At 54.3% G+C, this 16,776-nt stretch carries 20 protein-coding genes; 11 read left to right on the top strand and 9 right to left on the bottom strand.

Going from position 1 to position 16,776, the window contains the following annotated elements; all coding sequences use genetic code 11:
• Positions 1-3 precede the first annotated feature (3 nt).
• The 4 genes from fliQ to AC6I8D_RS12305 all read left to right on the top strand — a co-directional run bounded on the left by fliQ (position 4) and on the right by AC6I8D_RS12305 (position 4,169).
• Positions 4-273: a flagellar biosynthesis protein FliQ gene (gene fliQ, locus AC6I8D_RS12290; RefSeq protein ID WP_031377095.1), complete on the top strand. Its 270-nt coding sequence runs from the start codon at positions 4-6 to the stop codon at positions 271-273.
• The gene (gene fliR, locus AC6I8D_RS12295; protein WP_497820261.1) at positions 273-1,058 is read left to right on the top strand and encodes a flagellar biosynthetic protein FliR; all 786 of its coding nucleotides are present in this window, start codon (positions 273-275) and stop codon (positions 1,056-1,058) included. The genes fliQ and fliR overlap by 1 nt, the downstream gene beginning before the upstream one ends.
• Positions 1,059-1,686: 628 nt before the next feature.
• Entirely contained in the window at positions 1,687-2,322 is a 636-nt protein-coding gene (gene rcsA / locus AC6I8D_RS12300) for a transcriptional regulator RcsA (protein ID WP_312056515.1), read from the top strand.
• A 140-nt stretch (positions 2,323-2,462) separates the two neighbouring features.
• Positions 2,463-4,169 carry a methyl-accepting chemotaxis protein gene (locus AC6I8D_RS12305; RefSeq protein WP_497820262.1) on the top strand — a complete coding sequence of 569 codons (1,707 nt, stop codon included), beginning with the start codon at positions 2,463-2,465 and terminating at the stop codon, positions 4,167-4,169.
• A gap of 244 nt (positions 4,170-4,413) precedes the next feature.
• Here AC6I8D_RS12305 and dsrB read toward each other — a convergent pair whose 3' ends face one another.
• Together dsrB and AC6I8D_RS12315 are read right to left on the bottom strand one after the other, a co-directional pair.
• The gene (gene dsrB, locus AC6I8D_RS12310; RefSeq protein ID WP_031377099.1) at positions 4,414-4,608 is read right to left on the bottom strand and encodes a protein DsrB; all 195 of its coding nucleotides are present in this window, start codon (positions 4,606-4,608) and stop codon (positions 4,414-4,416) included.
• 63 nt (positions 4,609-4,671) lie between these two features.
• Positions 4,672-4,830: a YqaE/Pmp3 family membrane protein gene (locus AC6I8D_RS12315; protein WP_046288250.1), complete on the bottom strand. Its 159-nt coding sequence runs from the start codon at positions 4,828-4,830 to the stop codon at positions 4,672-4,674.
• A gap of 314 nt (positions 4,831-5,144) precedes the next feature.
• On the opposite strand from AC6I8D_RS12315, the gene AC6I8D_RS12320 reads away from it, so the two are divergent.
• The 3 genes from AC6I8D_RS12320 (at position 5,145) to AC6I8D_RS12330 (ending at position 7,767) form a co-directional block, all read left to right on the top strand.
• Positions 5,145-5,378 carry a DUF2525 domain-containing protein gene (locus AC6I8D_RS12320; protein ID WP_497820263.1) on the top strand — a complete coding sequence of 78 codons (234 nt, stop codon included), beginning with the start codon at positions 5,145-5,147 and terminating at the stop codon, positions 5,376-5,378.
• Between the two features lie 349 nt (positions 5,379-5,727).
• Positions 5,728-6,516: a mannosyl-3-phosphoglycerate phosphatase-related protein gene (locus AC6I8D_RS12325; protein WP_312760618.1), complete on the top strand. Its 789-nt coding sequence runs from the start codon at positions 5,728-5,730 to the stop codon at positions 6,514-6,516.
• A gap of 30 nt (positions 6,517-6,546) precedes the next feature.
• Positions 6,547-7,767, top strand: coding sequence for a glycosyltransferase family protein (locus tag AC6I8D_RS12330; protein ID WP_312056519.1), 1,221 nt, complete (start codon positions 6,547-6,549; stop codon positions 7,765-7,767).
• A 99-nt stretch (positions 7,768-7,866) separates the two neighbouring features.
• Here AC6I8D_RS12330 and AC6I8D_RS12335 read toward each other — a convergent pair whose 3' ends face one another.
• From AC6I8D_RS12335 to AC6I8D_RS12355, 5 genes are all read right to left on the bottom strand, one after another.
• Positions 7,867-8,046 (bottom strand): YodC family protein, encoded by a 180-nt coding sequence (locus tag AC6I8D_RS12335; RefSeq protein ID WP_312056520.1) that lies wholly within the window; start codon positions 8,044-8,046, stop codon positions 7,867-7,869.
• Between the two features lie 179 nt (positions 8,047-8,225).
• The gene (locus AC6I8D_RS12340) at positions 8,226-8,357 is read right to left on the bottom strand and encodes a hypothetical protein (RefSeq protein ID WP_255352405.1); all 132 of its coding nucleotides are present in this window, start codon (positions 8,355-8,357) and stop codon (positions 8,226-8,228) included.
• A 32-nt stretch (positions 8,358-8,389) separates the two neighbouring features.
• Positions 8,390-9,301, bottom strand: coding sequence for a DUF808 domain-containing protein (locus tag AC6I8D_RS12345; RefSeq protein ID WP_312760616.1), 912 nt, complete (start codon positions 9,299-9,301; stop codon positions 8,390-8,392).
• A gap of 10 nt (positions 9,302-9,311) precedes the next feature.
• The gene (locus AC6I8D_RS12350; protein WP_031377105.1) at positions 9,312-9,587 is read right to left on the bottom strand and encodes a hypothetical protein; all 276 of its coding nucleotides are present in this window, start codon (positions 9,585-9,587) and stop codon (positions 9,312-9,314) included.
• Positions 9,588-9,649: 62 nt separating this feature from the next.
• Positions 9,650-10,126, bottom strand: coding sequence for a very short patch repair endonuclease (locus AC6I8D_RS12355; RefSeq protein ID WP_312760614.1), 477 nt, complete (start codon positions 10,124-10,126; stop codon positions 9,650-9,652).
• 189 nt (positions 10,127-10,315) lie between these two features.
• Between AC6I8D_RS12355 and dcm the strand changes: the two genes are divergently transcribed.
• Together dcm and AC6I8D_RS12365 are read left to right on the top strand one after the other, a co-directional pair.
• Positions 10,316-11,698 (top strand): DNA (cytosine-5-)-methyltransferase, encoded by a 1,383-nt coding sequence (dcm, locus tag AC6I8D_RS12360; protein WP_497820264.1) that lies wholly within the window; start codon positions 10,316-10,318, stop codon positions 11,696-11,698.
• Between the two features lie 118 nt (positions 11,699-11,816).
• Positions 11,817-13,421: a methyl-accepting chemotaxis protein gene (locus AC6I8D_RS12365; protein ID WP_312760610.1), complete on the top strand. Its 1,605-nt coding sequence runs from the start codon at positions 11,817-11,819 to the stop codon at positions 13,419-13,421.
• A gap of 32 nt (positions 13,422-13,453) precedes the next feature.
• On the opposite strand, the gene AC6I8D_RS12370 is transcribed toward AC6I8D_RS12365, so the two are convergent.
• Positions 13,454-13,705 carry an Arc family DNA-binding protein gene (locus tag AC6I8D_RS12370; RefSeq protein WP_312056526.1) on the bottom strand — a complete coding sequence of 84 codons (252 nt, stop codon included), beginning with the start codon at positions 13,703-13,705 and terminating at the stop codon, positions 13,454-13,456.
• Between the two features lie 72 nt (positions 13,706-13,777).
• Positions 13,778-14,482, bottom strand: coding sequence for a phosphohydrolase (locus tag AC6I8D_RS12375; protein WP_312056528.1), 705 nt, complete (start codon positions 14,480-14,482; stop codon positions 13,778-13,780).
• Between the two features lie 610 nt (positions 14,483-15,092).
• On the opposite strand from AC6I8D_RS12375, the gene AC6I8D_RS12380 reads away from it, so the two are divergent.
• Together AC6I8D_RS12380 and mtfA are read left to right on the top strand one after the other, a co-directional pair.
• Positions 15,093-15,770 (top strand): hypothetical protein, encoded by a 678-nt coding sequence (locus AC6I8D_RS12380; protein WP_312056529.1) that lies wholly within the window; start codon positions 15,093-15,095, stop codon positions 15,768-15,770.
• A gap of 179 nt (positions 15,771-15,949) precedes the next feature.
• On the top strand, positions 15,950-16,726 hold the full coding sequence (mtfA, locus tag AC6I8D_RS12385; protein ID WP_312056530.1) for a DgsA anti-repressor MtfA: 777 nt from the start codon (positions 15,950-15,952) through the stop codon (positions 16,724-16,726).
• Positions 16,727-16,776: the final 50 nt, after the last annotated feature.

A 16,776-nucleotide genomic window follows, 5' to 3' on the forward strand; every position in this document is an offset into this window, starting at 1 on the left:
ACAATGACACCCGAATCAGTAATGGTAATGGGCCAGGAAGCGATGCGCGTCGCGCTGATGCTGGCCGCTCCGATGCTGCTGGCCGCGCTGGTGAGTGGACTACTTATCAGCCTGTTGCAGGCCGCCACTCAGGTCAATGAACAGACCCTGTCGTTCATTCCGAAAATTCTGGCGGTGGCGACCACCGGGATTATTGCCGGCCCGTGGATGCTGAATCTGCTGCTCGACTATATCCGCACCGTCTTTTCCAACCTGCCTTACATCATCGGCTGATGATTACTCTCGACAGCAGCCAGCTGGTACATTGGGTGAGCCAGTTCTTCTGGCCACTGGTGCGTATTCTGGCGCTGCTGGCCTCTGCGCCGCTGCTTAATGAACGATCTATCAGTCACCGGGTCAAAATTGGTCTGGCAGTGATGATCACCTGGCTGTTAATGCCGCTGCTGCCGCCGGTTAACGTGACGCTGTTTTCGCCGGTCGGCTTCTGGCTGCTGATCCAGCAGATGCTGATTGGCATCGCGCTCGGCTTTACCATGCAGTTTGCTTTTGCCGCGGTGCGGACCGCCGGGGAAGTAATTGGCTTACAGATGGGCCTGTCGTTCGCCACCTTTTTTGATCCCGGCAGCCGTCTTAACATGCCGGTTCTGGCGCGTTTTTTAGACATGCTGGCGATGTTACTGTTCCTGACCTTCAACGGACACCTGTGGTTGATCTCGCTGCTGGCGGACAGTTTTCACACCTTGCCGATTGGCGGACATCCGCTAAATGCCAATGCGTTTATGGCACTGGTGAAATCGGGCGGATTAATTTTCCTTAATGGCATGATGTTAGCGCTACCGTTAATCGTTTTGCTCCTCATGCTAAATCTGGTACTAGGTTTGTTAAACCGTGTTTCACCACAGTTATCAATCTTCGCAATTGGCTTCCCGATCACCTTATCAGTAGGCATTTTGACTATCAGTATGCTGATGCCACTGCTCGCCCCGTTCTGTGAGCATTTGTTCGGTGAAGTGTTTGATTTACTCGCCCTGTTCCTGACAGAACTATCCCGCCCCTGAACATTAAGTTTCTAACTATCTTTGCTAACCAATACTTAAGTAACGCAAAACCATCCGTGCATTTTTCAAACCATATTTTCCAGAATGCAACTAAGGAAAATCTGATAAATGTGCTGATAGTCTGAAAATAATTCTTATTAAACCGGGCTTCGCGTATTTTAGTTGGGCGGTTCACAGCAGCGGTTAGACTGTGAATTTGTTGACAAAAACGGCAATCCATTGAATTTGAACAAAAAAAATTCTTTAGTGATTTTTCTTGTTAAAAAATGTATTTTCCGGCATTGTCAACACACGCTGAGACATCACACTTTCGTAAAACAAATGTTTTTAAGATTTGTCCTATCAGAAAACTCCGGGTTTTCAGCGATAGTGACAGCGCTCCCAAAAACAGAGTCTTACTTAACCTCCGGTTTTTCACTGGCATTCCCCGCCATAACCGGAGAATGTGTGACGTCAAAGCAGCACAATATTTTTGCAGAACGGGTCAGGGATGAAGACTTTTACAGGCGTTTGCCTGTTACCACACTGCACGAGCAGAATAAAAAAGTGCCTTAGAAATCTCTCTCGTACCGCAACGCGTAATTCATCGTTGATTTAAACGGATAACAAATTGGTGAGGGTCGCTATTATGCCAACGATTATTATGGATTCCTGCAACTACACACGCCTGGGATTATCGGACTACATGTCTTTTAAAGGAGTTAAGAAGAAAAACATCACTTCTGCCTCCGATATTGAGCAACTACAGCAAAAATGTGAACAATTAAAACCTGGTGTCGTCTTTATTAATGAAGACTGCTTTATTCATGAACCCGACTCCAGCGAACGTATCCGCAGCATTATTATGCAGCACCCTGATACGCTGTTCTTTATATTCATGGCGATAAGCAACATCCATTTTGAGGAATACCTCTACGTTCGTAAGAACCTGATTATTACGTCAAAATCGATAAAGACATCGACACTGGATTCGTTACTGGGCACCTATTTGCAGAAGAAACTCAACCAGTCTGCGCGTATCTCTTCCGGCATGGATGTTCATCCATTAACGCTGAGCCAGACCGAGTCAAATATGCTGAAGATGTGGATGTCAGGTCACGACACCATTCAGATCTCAGATAAAATGCAAATTAAGGCGAAAACCGTTTCGTCACATAAAGGTAATATTAAACGCAAAATCAAAACCCATAATAAGCAGGTTATTTATCATGTGGTGCGTTTAACTGATAACGTCACGTCGGGTATTTACGTTAACGTAAGATAACGTCCCGCAATGAAAACCGGCCGCCCTGGCCGGTTTTTTTTTGCTTCAAACTGAGAGCCAGATCTCACTCCTGCCGCTAAGCCTTTCCGCTCTTCTGCCGATGTTAAGCCTTATAACAACAGCCTCAAGAGAGCAAGGATATGAACACTGCATTGGTTAATGATGGACAGAACACCTCGGGTATATGGCAGAACCTCCGCCTTGTCCCGCTGTTTAGCCTGATCTTCGGCGGCATTCTGCTGCTGTTCGCACTCTGTATTGGTGTCGCCAGTTACTTTCTTATTTCAGGTAATCACTCGCTCAGTGACGCCACTGACGAAATTCAGGTGCGGATGGGTATCTCGAACAGTTCAAACCACTTACGTACTGCCCGTCTGACGGTTATTCAGGCCGGCGCCGCGGCGCGTATCGGTGAGATGGATGAGTTTCGCGCTAACCTCGCGTCGGCTGAGAAACGTATTCAGCAGGCTAAAGACGGGTTTAAGGTCTACGCCGACCGCAAAGTGAAGTCGCCCGAGGATGTCGCTCTGGATGCCACGCTGCAGGCGCGCTTTAACGACTACATTGAAAAAGGCCTGATACCGATGATTAACGCCGGTAAACAAGGCAGCTTCGAAGGTATTATCGCGCAGGAAACCGAGGTTACCCGCAAACTGGATGCTGACTACAATGCGGTGCTGCTGAAGGCGATCAAAATCCGTACCGATCGCGCCAATGCAATTACCGCAGAAGCGAACCATCAGTCGCGTATTGGCTTCATTGCAATGGCGGTGGCCTTTGGCGCTGCGCTGGTGCTGGTGCTGCTGACCTTCGTCTTCCTGCGTCGGGTGGTGATTAATCCGCTGCGTCAGTCGGTGTCACGCATTGAGCGTATCGCCCAGGGCGACCTGACCGCCCCGCCGCTGCCCCATGGTCGCAGCGAGATAGGCACCCTGATCCATAATTTGCAGTTAATGCAGCAGTCGCTGGTGAAAACCGTCGGCACGGTGCGTGAAGGTGCGGTTGCTATCTATCAGGGCTCCAGCGAAATCTCCGCCGGCAACACCGACCTCTCCTCACGTACTGAACAGCAGGCGGCAGCGCTGGAACAGACGGCTGCCAGCATGGAACAGCTCACCGCCACGGTGAAGCAGAACGCTGATAACGCCCATCACGCCAGCCAGCTGGCCGCCGATGCCTCCGGTAAAGCCCGCAGCGGCGGTGAACTGGTCAGCGGCGTAGTGAAAACCATGACCAACATTTCCGGCAGCTCGAAAAAGATTGCTGAGATCACCAATGTCATCAACAGCATCGCTTTTCAGACCAACATTCTGGCCCTGAACGCGGCGGTCGAAGCCGCGCGTGCCGGTGAACAGGGTCGGGGATTTGCCGTGGTGGCGAGTGAAGTGCGTAACCTGGCACAGCGCAGTGCGCAGGCGGCGAAAGAGATTGAATCGCTGATTGCCGAGTCGGTCACGCTGATTAAAGATGGTTCACAGCAGGTCGGCGATGCCGGAACCACCATGGGAGAAATTGTCGAAGCGGTCCGTCGGGTTACCGATATCATGGCAGAGATTGCCGCCGCCTCTGACGAACAGAGCCGAGGGATCCAGCAGGTCAGCCAGGCGGTTACCGAAATGGATAACGTCACCCAGCAGAACGCCTCACTGGTCGAGGAAGCCTCTGCGGCGGCGGCTTCACTCGAAGACCAGGCCGGTAAACTGACTCAGGCGGTATCGGCTTTCCGCCTGCAGGATACGCCGCTGCTGGCGGCTACCGCCAGCCGCGCTACCGCGCCGGTGAAAACCCCTGCTCTTGCGCCTCGTCCGGCTCTGGCAAGCGGTAATGATAACTGGGAAACGTTCTAAGCGCTGAATGTAGTGCGGAGGGTAGAGAGCGCGGACAGAGAGTGCAGACAGAGAGTGCGGACAGAGAGTGCAGACAGAGAGTGCGGACATCCAGCGCAAATTGAGAGTGCAAACAGAGAACGCAGACAGGACGTTAATAAGCGATAAAAAGTGACGCAGCCGGAACAGTAATGGCGGTCTGACTTCCTCCTCCCCATCACGGGGAGGAGGATCACGTCAGCCGCGTTGCGCGGTTGCGGCCGGTTTACTCTGTGCTGTAGGGCTCAACAAAAATCCCCTCCGGATGACCATCTTCGTTAAAAAACCAGATGCCTAACGGGTAATCTTCCAGCGCCACCAGAAACATAGTGCCCTCATTAAACGGCTCCATGGCCAGAATGGTTCCGACGCGGCGCGGGCCACCATCGGTTTTAACGCTGACGCGGTCATTCACCTTCATTTCGGTTCTCCTGATTATTTCCTGTTGCACAGTCTAAACGAAGAACCGCAGTGATACCGAGCGTTAGCGACGGGCAATTACCCATACGGCGTGCACGATACCGGGAATGTAGCCGCACAGCGTCAGCAGGATATTCAGCCAGAAGGCACCTCCGAAACCAACCTGCATAAAGACGCCCAGTGGCGGTAACAGGATTGCGATAATAATTCTTAAGATGTCCATAACCATTCCTTTAGGTATTGATAAAAATCAGCTTTATCTCGAACTATAGCCGATTCTGCTCTCAATGAGCGAAAAGTCAGGTAAATCTGAGTAAGCCTGCGCTTTTTCAATTCCTTAACATTTCGCCGCAAGACTTCTGACGCAGGCTCGCCTTACACTCTCTCTACTGCACCAACCCCATAGGCGCAGTCAACCTAAAAGTAACAAGGATTTTGCCCGCGCAGCGCGGGCTTTTTTTTGCCGTGATCGGCCCCTCACCCCTTTCTGCGCCAGCCACTATACTGATGATACTGTCCGCGCGCGGGAGTCAGAAAATGTCAGGCGAAAAACAGGTTACCGGCCTGTCTCAGTCAGCGATGAATGTTGATGTTGATCGTTTGCTGGAGTCAATACAGGCGGGGAATGCAGCTGAGATGCAGGAATCTATGACGCAGCCGCCAGTGGCTGATGGACGGCTAGCCCCGCAGCGGTTGCCGCGCGGCACTGAACTGGCCGATGCTTTTGAAATGGATATCTGTGACTGTCGTTCCTGTGAGGCAAACCGCTGAAAACGATTTCAAAAAAATACCCGGCGGGATGGCCGGGTAAAAAATTCAATTCGTTACACCAGGGAATTCTTAACACCCCTGCAGACTACGCCTTCCCTTTTTTAAGACAAGTCTCTGATATGCACATTTCTGCAACGTAGCGGTGAATAATGCGCCGTATGTTACCGAAAACACCGCAGCAGACAGCCACTTAGCGGCTGCACACTTCATGCATCACCGCGATCCATAACGTTTCGATTTAAGATTAATCCTGGATTTATCCGGTGGTCGCATAACAAAAAAGTGTGAGCCATATTCAACTATAATATTGAAAAATCGCCGCTTTAGCCGTGCTGACAGGAGCTGACCGATGCCCGACCTTCACCAGCCGTTAATGATTATTACCGATCTCGACGGATCGCTGCTCGACCATCACAGCTATCGCTGGGATGCCGCTACGCCGTGGCTCACCACCCTGAAACAGCATGACATCCCGCTGGTGATCTGTTCCAGCAAAACGGCAGCGGAGATTATCCCGCTACAGAAAAGGCTTGGCATTGCGGGTGCGCCGTTTATTGCCGAAAACGGTGCGGTGGTCCAGACCGGGGATCAGCAGATTCATCTGCCCGACGATAGCCTGAACTATGCGGCGATCTGTAACCGGCTGGCGGTGCTACAGACCCGGTTCCGGTTTACCGGCTTTCATGACTTTACCGATCAGGCAGTTTCGTCGATGACCGGCCTGAGTGAAGCGGATGCCGCCCTGTCACGTCAGCGCGATGCCTCTGAAGTGGTGGTGTGGCGTGACAGTGACGAGGCATTCGACAGCTTTCGGGCTGCGCTGACCGCTGAAGGACTGGCGCTGACCCAGGGCGGTCGTTTCTGGCACGTGATGCCAGCCGGCAGCGGCAAAGGCGAGGCGGTGCGCTGGCTACTGTCGCAACAGTCTGATGCCGCCTTTACCACCATCGGTCTGGGCGACGGACCGAATGACGCGCCGATGCTGGACGCCGTCGACTACGCCGTAGTGATTAAAGGCTACAGTAAAACACCGGTCACCCTCAGCCGGACCGATCAGCAGCAGGTCTATCATACGGCGCACTATGGCCCTGAAGGCTGGCGTGAAGGGCTGGACTATTTTTTGACTCAACCTCTGTAAGTGGCCCACGGGCATTAAAAGGATGGTGCGATGAGTGATTTTTTTCAGAACGGCGTGATTACCAATTTTCATAATCTCACCCACCGCAGTGTGGAATCGCTGGAAAAGGAGATGGTGCGCTTTGCCCGCAAACGCAAGATGGGGCTGATCCTGCCGTCGCTGTTTTCTGAACTGGAAGGCCCGGCGCTGACAAAAATTGTCGATGAGCTGGCAAAGGTGCCCTATCTCGATGAGATCGTGATTGGCCTCGATCGTGCTGACCGCGATCAGTTTCTGTTTGCCCGCGAGTTTTTCTCGCGCCTGCCGCAGCGGCACCGCATCCTGTGGAACGACGGCCCGCGCCTTAAAGCGATTGATGCCGAACTGGATAAAGAAGGCTTATCGCCGACCAATCCCGGCAAGGGGCGCAACGTCTGGTTCTGCACCGGCTATACGCTGGCTTCTGACCGCACCAGCTGCGTGGCGCTGCATGACTGCGACATCGTCACCTATGAGCGCGGTATGCTGGCGCGCCTGCTCTATCCGCTGGCTAATCCGGCGTTTCAGTATGAATTCTGTAAGGGCTTCTATGCCCGCGTCGCTGACGGCAAGCTGAACGGCCGCGTCGGGCGTCTGCTGGTCGGTCCGCTGCTGCGCTCGCTGCAAAAAGTCTATGGCCATTCGGAATATCTCGATTACCTCTCCAGCTTCCGTTATCCACTGTCGGGTGAGTTCGCGATGCGCACCCACGTGCTAAACGGCATCAAAATTCCGGGCGACTGGGGTCTGGAGATTGGCGTACTCTCAGAGATCTATCGCAACTACACCACCCGGCAATCCTGTCAGGTGGAGATTGCAGATAACTATGACCACAAGCATCAGCCGCTGGCGGAAGAGGATGGCACCGGCGGGCTGAAACGCATGAGTAGCGACATTGTGCAGTCGCTGCTGCGAAAGCTGGCCACCATGGGCGTGCCGCTGACCAGCGACTCGTTCCGGGTGCTGAAAGCCACCTACTACCGTAATGCGCTGGATATGATGGAGATCTACAACCATGAGGCGGCGATGAACGGACTGAAGTTTGATCAGCACGTTGAGGAGGCTGCGGTGGAAATGTTTACCCAGTCAATTCTGGAGGCCGGTCAGGCATTTATTGAACGACCAAACGATAAGCCGTTTATTCCAAGCTGGAGTCGGGTGCAGTCGGCCTTTCCGGATATTCTGCAGCGCATCTATCAGGCGGTAGAAGAGGATAATGACGGCAACGTCTGAGAAGAATCAGGCACAGGGAGCGTGCCGGAAAAAGCAAACGGAATGCGCTAACGCGGGGCCTGTCAGATCACGCGACCTACAGGCCTGATCGCAGGCCGCTTAACTGGCAAGCTGTTGGGCGGGATTTGAGGCGCTAAGCTCTTCGCTGCGAAACGCTTCACGGCGCACCGCGTAGCCATCGTACCAGCGACATTCGACCATTCCGCTGGCGTAGCCGGTCACCACCATCGTCTGTCCGTCTTTCTTGTGCTGAACTTCTTCACTGATTGCAAACACCATGTTGCGCCCTCCTGGTTGACCCTGTGATTTGATTATTTTCTTTATAGCAGTCAAAAAAGATTTCTGCCTGTTAAGGCACGCAAATAAGCGGCAAATTCAGAATTAAGCAGTTGGATATGTTGAAAATAAAAAAAGCGGATAATAATTATTATCCGCTTTGAAAGGGGTTCAGGCTGGAATCAGATTTTGCAGCCTTCGCAATCCGCTTCGTCGCTCAGATCGTCCGGCACTTCGCTGGCCTTTTTCTCTGCTTTCGCTTCAGCCTGCTCAAGTTGCGCGTCGATATCAAATTCAAACATGTCGTCGTTCATCATCATTCTCCTGACCGTAATAACAGTGCGCTTTATACCGATTTCCCGCGCAGTTTGGCAATAAGGTTCACCACCAACAGCACGATCGACCCAATGATAAAACCAAGCACCAGATTGGCACCGTTGCTCAGCAGCGTGGCAATCCAGCCGCTGAAACCGCTACTGACTTCTTCAATCAGATGATGCAGCGGCGTAATGCCATGCACCACAATGCCGCCACCGACCAGGAACATCGCGATGGTGCCGACCACCGACAGAATCTTCATCAGCCACGGTGCTGCCGCCAGTAATACGCTGCCGATGCCCTGAGCGATACGTGAGGGCTTTTCGCGCAGCCAGAAGCCGAGGTCGTCGATTTTAACAATCGCCGCCACAATGCCGTAAACGCCAACGGTGACCAGAATGGCGATGCCGGCCAGAATAATCACCTGATTGAGCAGTGGCGATTCCGACACGATACCCAGCGTAATGGCCACAATCTCTGCTGACAGAATAAAGTCGGTGCGGATCGCGCCTTTAATTTTCTTCTTTTCAAACTCCGCCGCATCCTGCTTTGCCAGCGACTCGAGGCGCTGCTGACGGGCTTCCGGCGATTTGTGCTGCTTGTCGTGTTGCAGGCTGTGCATCACTTTTTCCACGCCTTCGTAGCAGAGATAAGCGCCGCCGATCATCAGCAGCGGCGTGATCAGCCACGGCGCAAAGGCGGAAATAATCAGCGCCAGCGGCACCAGGATCAGTTTATTCAGAAACGATCCTTTGGCGACGCCCCATACCACCGGCAGTTCGCGGTTGGCTTTTACGCCGGTCACCTGCTGGGCATTCAGCGACAGATCGTCACCCAGTACGCCAGCGGTTTTTTTTGCCGCCAGTTTCCCCATAACGGAAATATCGTCCAGAAGTGTTGCAATATCATCAAGTAAAGTCAGTAAGCTGGTTCCCGCCAAAATTTTATCCTTAGTCTGGTTCGTTATGTTGACAACATGGGCAGCGCTCGATTTCCGTTACCGTCATTTCGGCGATGCCCTCACAATCCCACTCCACCCGCACTGCTTCACCCGCAGCACCTTCAGCATGTAAGTACTTACTGACCGGGCTTTCTGTCATGCCGGTAATCTCTTCCGTGGCGATCAGCCTGTCGCCGAGGTAAACGCGCGCGGTCGCTTTGGTGTTCACCATGCGCTCGTCGCGCAGCTGGTAGAGGCGTTTAACCGTCAGTTTAATGCTGCTCATGTCAGGCTCCTGGCCACGGAGAAAGCGCAGATCTAACCAATTATGTTGCTGATTAGCAAGGCTCACTCGTCGCGATAATGATGAATACCCTGATGGTCAATCTCGGCGCTCTGCGTCATCGCCAGCAGCCACTCTTCCAGCCGCTCCAGCAGATCGTCATCCGCCAGCCGCAGTTTGCCGCGCAGGGCGCACTCCCAGATGATCAGCACCTTCCAGCCGCTCTCCTGCAGCTGGCGCACATAACGCCGGTCCCGTTCGACATTGCTGTTAATCTTGCCGGTCCAGAATTCAGTGCGGGTGGCCGGCAGTTTGAAAAGATAGCAGTGATGCCGATGCCAGAAGCAGCCGTGGACAAAAATAATCGCCTGCTGCTCCAGCAGTACAAAATCGGGTCGGCCCGGCAGATTTTTATCCTGTACCCGAAAGCTGAATCCGCGATCCTTCAGCAACAGCGCCACACGCTGCTCAATGGCAGTATCCTGCGCGCGAATGGCACGCATATTTTTGCTGCGTGTTTCACTGGAGTGAACGTCAGCCATAAATTCTCCTTTTTTGCTGGTCCTTCAACTTTAGCCTGCGCCACGAAAAGCGAAAGCAGCAGAGGCGTGCTATCAGATTGCTGCCGTAAAAAATGTCATTGCGGCCAATCTCTGCGGTGGCACACGCCGCCAATTTCCTCGCTGCGTCAGGAGTGATAGCATAGGCGGCTCACTGTTAAGGAAAAACGCATGCACCCCGCCGCCATTGCTGAACCCCTCTCTGCTGCTCTTTCAACGCCTGATGCGTCGCAACTGTTACAGCAAGTGCTAACCATCTATTCGGTCCGGGATGTGACCAGCCGTCTGCATCAGGCTGGCTTCCTCAGCTGGACGCCGGCGTTGCTCAACCGGGTGCGGCAGGGCAAAAGCACTCTGCCGCCGCTGTGTGACGCTGAACTGGCGCTGTTACAAAGCCTGCTGCCCAGCCGACCGGCCCATTATGATGCGCCTGAGTTTCGCTTTGTCGATCTGTTCGCCGGTATTGGCGGCATTCGTAAAGGCTTCGAGGCTATCGGTGGCAAATGTGTGTTCACCAGCGAGTGGAATAAAGAAGCGGTGCGCACCTATAAGGCCAATCACTACAGCGACCCGCTGGAACATCACTTCAACACCGATATCCGCCAGGTGACGCAGCCGGAAGGTCTCAGCGATGACGCCGACATTTATCGCGCGATTGATGCGGCGATCCCCGATCATCAGGTGCTGCTGGCCGGTTTTCCCTGCCAGCCGTTTTCACTGGCCGGCGTTAGCAAGAAAAATGCGCTGGGCCGCGCGCACGGATTTGAGTGCCAGGTACAGGGCACGCTCTTTTTTGATGTCGCCCGCATTCTGGCCGCGAAAAAACCGCCGTTCTTCGTGCTGGAAAATGTGAAAAACCTCAAGAGCCACGATAAGGGCCGGACCTTCGCCATTATCATGGAGACGCTGGATGAGCTGGGCTATGAAGTGGCCGATGCCGCCGCCAGCGGCCCGGATGCGAAGGTGATTGATGCGCGCCATTTTCTGCCACAGCATCGCGAACGCATTGTGCTGGTCGGCATTCGTCGTGATATCAAAGGCTGTCAGGAGTTCACCCTGCGCGATATCAAAAAGTTCTTTCCGCCGCAGGTACCGAGCCTGCAAAGCCTGCTGGAACCGCAGCCGGACGAGAAATATATCCTGTCACCGGTGCTGTGGCGCTATCTCTATCAGTACGCCAAAAAGCACAAGGCTAAAGGCAATGGCTTTGGCTTCGGGCTAAACGACCCGCGAAATCCCGACTGCTGCGTGCGTACCCTGTCGGCGCGTTACTACAAGGATGGTTCGGAAATTCTGATCGATCGCGGCTGGGACAGCGCACTGGGCGAAAAGGAGTTTCATCATCCGGACAATATGGCGCGCCGTCCGCGCCGTCTGTCACCGCGCGAGTGCGCCCGCCTGATGGGCTTCGACGTGCCGGGCAGCGAACCGTTCCGTATCCCGGTGTCGGATACTCAGGCGTATAAGCAATTTGGTAATTCGGTGGTGGTGCCGGTATTTGCGGCGGTCGCTCAGCTTTTGCTGCCTCATATTCGTCGGTTACGCACTGATTAAAGTGCGCGGTTTCCGTTAAGAAAACCGATTCTGCTGTTCTGCCGTCATCAGGCGGGATTGTCACAAAGATGTCATGTAACCCCTTAATACTGCGGCTTTTCTTATTTCGGGTTGCCTGATGTCACTGCTTACTTTATTGCCACTGCGCGGTCGTAATCGCCGGTTTTCCCCTACGCTGCCGGGCTGGCTGACCAGCCTGCGCGGCCATTTTATTCTGTTCGTGGTGCTGTTCTGCCTGCTGCAATCGGCCGGTATTGTGCTGCTGACCGCCCAGGTCAGTCAGGCCCAGCACAGCCTGGCGCAGACCCACGCCCTGCGTGAGCGGCTGACGCTGCTCGATCGCGCCCGCATTGAACTGCTGACCGCCAGCGACAACAGTCACCGCGCCGGCATTTATCTGATGCAGGACCAGCAGAGCGGATCGGTCGACAGCTGGAAAAGCCTGGCGGAGAGCGCCAGCGCGTCGCTGAGCGAAGCCGAACGGCTGTTCAGCCGCTATCAGGCGGCCCCTGACAGCGCGCTGCAACAAAGCTTCATCCTGCTGAGCCAGGGGCTGACCGAGCAGCTGAAAGGTCTGGCCGCCGGCAGTATCGACGCCTTTTTTATGGTGCCGATGCAAGCCTATCAACAACAGTTTAACGAGGCCTGGTTCGGGGAAATCGGCCAGGCGAATCGCCAGCTGGCCGCCGTCAATCGCAGTTCGCTGGCGAGCTTAACCGGCACCCGCAATGTGTCGCTGCTGGTCACCGGACTGCTGTTCGGGTTGCTGGTGGCGGGCGGCCTGCTGCTGCTGCGCGGGGTGATTACGCCGTTACAGCAGGCCAGCCGCCAGCTACAGGCTATTGCCACCGGCGATCTGGTGGCGTCTGCCGCCCCACTCCGCCTGCAGTCGCGTGAGACGTTACAGCTGTTCAATGCAATGGATGAGATGCGCCAGGGCCTGCGCCACATTATTCATGAGATTGACGTGGTGGCCGTCAGCGTGGCCGCCGCCGCGGGTGAGATGCAGCACGCTAACCAGCAGGCGCGCGAGCAGCATCAGGCGCAGAATGCCAGCTTCAGTCATCTGTCACAGCGCCTGCATCGGGTCTCTGAAGAGGTGGAGAACAGCACCCGCTTCTCGCTGCAGGCCACCGATCAGGCGCAGTTCGCCGACCGCTTAATGCAGCAGTGCGCCGGCCAGGTCGATCAGATGGAAAGTCAGATGCGGCACATCGTGCAGGCGTCGGGTGACATCGCCGGCATCGTCGATTTGCTGGATAGCCTGTCGCTGCAGACCCGCCTGCTGGCCCTGAACGCCGCCATTGAATCGGCGCATGCGGGGGTCTATGGCCGCAGCTTCTCGGTGGTGGCGAAAGAGATTGGCTTACTCTCCACTAAAAGCGGCCACTCGACGCGCCAGATTGATCAGCTGATCCAGCATACCCGCCACCATGTTGATAGCGGCTTTAGCAAAGTGAAATCACTCGAAGCGTTGTTCGGGCAGATTAGTCAGGCAGTCAGCGCAGTAGTGACGCGCCTGAATGAGCTGCAACACAACGCCAGCGCGCAGAGCGCACGGGTGTCGCACATTGCCGCCGAGGTGGTGGCGCTTAATCAGCAGTTGCAGACCAATGAAGGGTTAAGTGTGCAGCAGAGCAGCGCGGCAGATGCGCTGCACCAGCAGGCCAGCCGGCTGGCGCAGGCGGTGCAGCAGTTCCGCCATGGCGGTCAGGCGGGTTAAAATAAAAAACCCGTCAGGCGACGGGTTTAGCTTTATTTCTTCTTCTTGCCCTGCTTCTTCAGCAGCAGGCGAATCTGTTTCACTTCAGCACTGGTCAGCCCGTCGGGTGACGCTTCAGTCAGATCCTGATTATCAATTGCCGGATGCGGATGCGTTTCCAGACTGGCCTGCAAACGCTGCACAATTTCCTGGCTCATCGAAATCTGGTTCTCCAGCGCTAACTGTTTAATCTGTTCTTTCAGTGCGGGATCAATTTTAATCGTCAAATTAACGGTTTCGGTCATCGTGCTGCTCCTTTTTGTTATTGCTTCCACGCTACCGGATGACCGTTTCGATTAACAGACTGTCACAAAAATTTAATATTCGGTCCGTAATGGCGTGAAGTCCCGCAGCACGCCTTCGTCCATCCCGGTCAGATTGCCCTGTAACTCCGCATACAGCTTGGCCATATAACGCACCAGGAAGTCAGCATTATGCTCAGCCAGCAGGCGGCCGGTCTCGGTGTGCATGGTTTCCGGCAGCCGCAGCAGCTTCTTCTGGAAGTGATCCAGCGTCCACTTCACATCATTCAGCTCGCGATCTTTTCCCAGCGGATCGGCGCTGTCGAACAGCGGACGATTCAATGCCCCGGCGGTGTAGAACACCCGCGCCAGGCCAATGGCTCCGAGCGACTCCAGCCGGTCGGCATCCTGAACGATTTTGGCTTCCAGCGTCTGCGGCGGGATGCCGGCACTGAAACTGTGAGTTTTGACGGCATGCATCACCGCCTCAATCAGCTCTGCCGGGAAGTCGGTAAAATCCTGCAGCAGGATCCGCTGCGTTTCCGTGGCGGCATAGGTTGAGGCCAGATGGCGTTCAGGGTGATTTTTCGGCAGATTGACCACATCGTGAAAATAGCAGGCGGTTAACACCACCAGTGGATTGGCGGCGCTGCCGGCCATGATGCGTTGTGCGCTCATCCATACGCGACGTAAATGCGCAATATCGTGGGCGCCGTCATCATGGATCCAGTTGGCCTGAAACCAGCTTTCATAGCGAGATTGCCAGAGTGTGAGTGACATAATTTATCTCCCTGTAGTAATCGATGCGCAAACCTGGGTCGCGATCGGTGCGCAAACGGCAAGCCATCATAGCGAATGGCTAATGACACTTTTCTTTCAGTGCTGAGGAAAAGAGCGGCGCTGCCAGGGTTTTTCGGCAGGAAAATGAGATCTGGATCATTTTTATAGCACCTCTGATACAAAATAACCGCAATTTCAGTGCTTTTCGGGCTTTCCTTATCAAATCGCAGCTAAGCGAATTAGTTTAATGGGTGTAATGTTTGTTCCAGCAGAAAAAAATATGGCTGGCCGCATTGCGCGCGATCAAATTCCTTAAAAAAACGTAAAACTGTCAATAATCACAGGTGCACAATTCCTAAAAGGTTCCTATTTTTACCGTTATAACGTACTGTATCCGGGCTATTCAGCGCTTTAACGACGTTGCATGATAAGCTTTGGTGCGGTTTTTGCATTTTAGCGGTTTTTAACACCAAAAGCGGCCATTATCGCCTGCAGACCCGTCGACAAATTATTAAGCAAAATGATTTATACCCTTTATGATAATCCCTGAAGTGAAGCAAAGAGATGTTTACAGCAGTAACCGGGTTCTACTAATAAAAAGAGGTAATCCATGAAAGAACGGCCGATTCTTTTTTCCGAACAGCGTGTTCGTGCCCTGTTGGTTGGCCAGCAAACGCAAACCCGGCGCATTATGAAAACTCAGGCTTTCGGCCCGGGGCAGGATCATCACGAAGGTGTGCATGCTTTCGATGTGAGTGCTAACCATCTGCATGGCTACAAAATGATGTCGATGACCGATATCAGTTATCACTGTCCGTATGGCAAACCCGGCGATGTGCTGTGGGTGCGTGAAACCTGGCGTGGTCCGCTGGTGCCCGAAGATGCGCTGGCCGACTATGAGCGTGATCCGACGCCATTCCGCCAGCCGGCCTACTGCCAGTATCGTGCGGACAGTAACGAGCTGGGACAGCATGTGATGAGCACTCCGGAAGCCGAGCAGTTTGGCTGGCAGACCGCCATCCACATGCCGCGCTGGGCCAGCCGCATCAACCTGGAAATAACCGGGGTGCGGGCCGAGAAGATTCAGGACATCAGTGAAGATGACATTATGGCCGAAGGGGTGCAGACCGATTCGCACTTCCTCAATAACTTCTTCACCATGAACGTTAATTCGGAATCGCCTAAAGAGGCGTATCGCAAAGCGTGGCAAAAGCAGTACGGAGCCACCAGCTGGGAAGTTAACCCGTGGGTCTGGGTGATTGAGTTCCAGCGTATTGAGCGTAAGTAACACCTCAGGCCTGCGCTTTGCGGGTTGAATCACAGACAACGGTTGCGCTAACGGGTTGAATAGACAGCCTTAAGCCCTGCAGCCAGATCGATGGTGCCAGCATGCTGTTTTCGATGCTGGCATTTTTATATCTGGCGCGCCAGGATAGCGAGATAGTCCGGTTCTGCGCGGGAGTGACGATGTTTAAATGGCCGTGGAAAACGCATAACGACTCTGCACTGGCCGCGCTGCCGTGGCAGCCGGGTCTGGCGCAGCCAATTTTTACGCTGCTCAGCGACGAGGAGCAGCAGGCGCTGGTGCAACTGGCGCAACGTTTCCTGCAACAGAAAAAGCTGGTGCCGCTCGGAGGCGTTCAGCTGGATGAACTGCGCAGCGTGCGCATCGCCCTGCTGTTCTGTCTGCCGGTGCTGAAACTGGGGCTGGAGTGGCTGGACGGCTTTCACGATGTGCTGATTTATCCGGAGCCGTTTGAAGTTGACGACCTGTGGCAGGACGAAGCGGGCCTGGTGCACAACGCTCCCGCGGTGCATGCCGGTCAGAGCTGGACCCAGGGCCCGGTGGTACTCAACTGGCTGGATATTCAGGACTCGTTCGATCTCTCTGGCTACAACCTGGTGATCCACGAAGTGGCGCATAAACTGGATGCGCGCGGCGGCGGCTACACCAGTGGGATCCCGGTGATACCGCTGCGTGAGGTGGCGCTGTGGGAGAAAGATCTGCGGGCAGCGATGGCGGCGATTGAAAGCGAGGTAGAACTGGTGGGTGAACAGGCGGCGAGTATCGATCCCTACGCAGCCAGCGACCCGGCCGAGTGCTTTGCCGTGCTGTCGGAATATTTCTTTACCGCGCCGGACCTGCTGGCTGAACGCTTCCCGGCGATGTACCAGCATCTGCGCCAGTTTTACCAGCAGGACCCGCTGACAAGGATCGCCGCACTCTCCGCGCAAACTGCTTAAATCGCGATCGCTTTGCGCTAAAGCTAGCCAGTTGAATGATAATGTATTTT

This window comes from Pantoea sp. X-Soil-MYKO-1785, assembly GCF_059730675.1.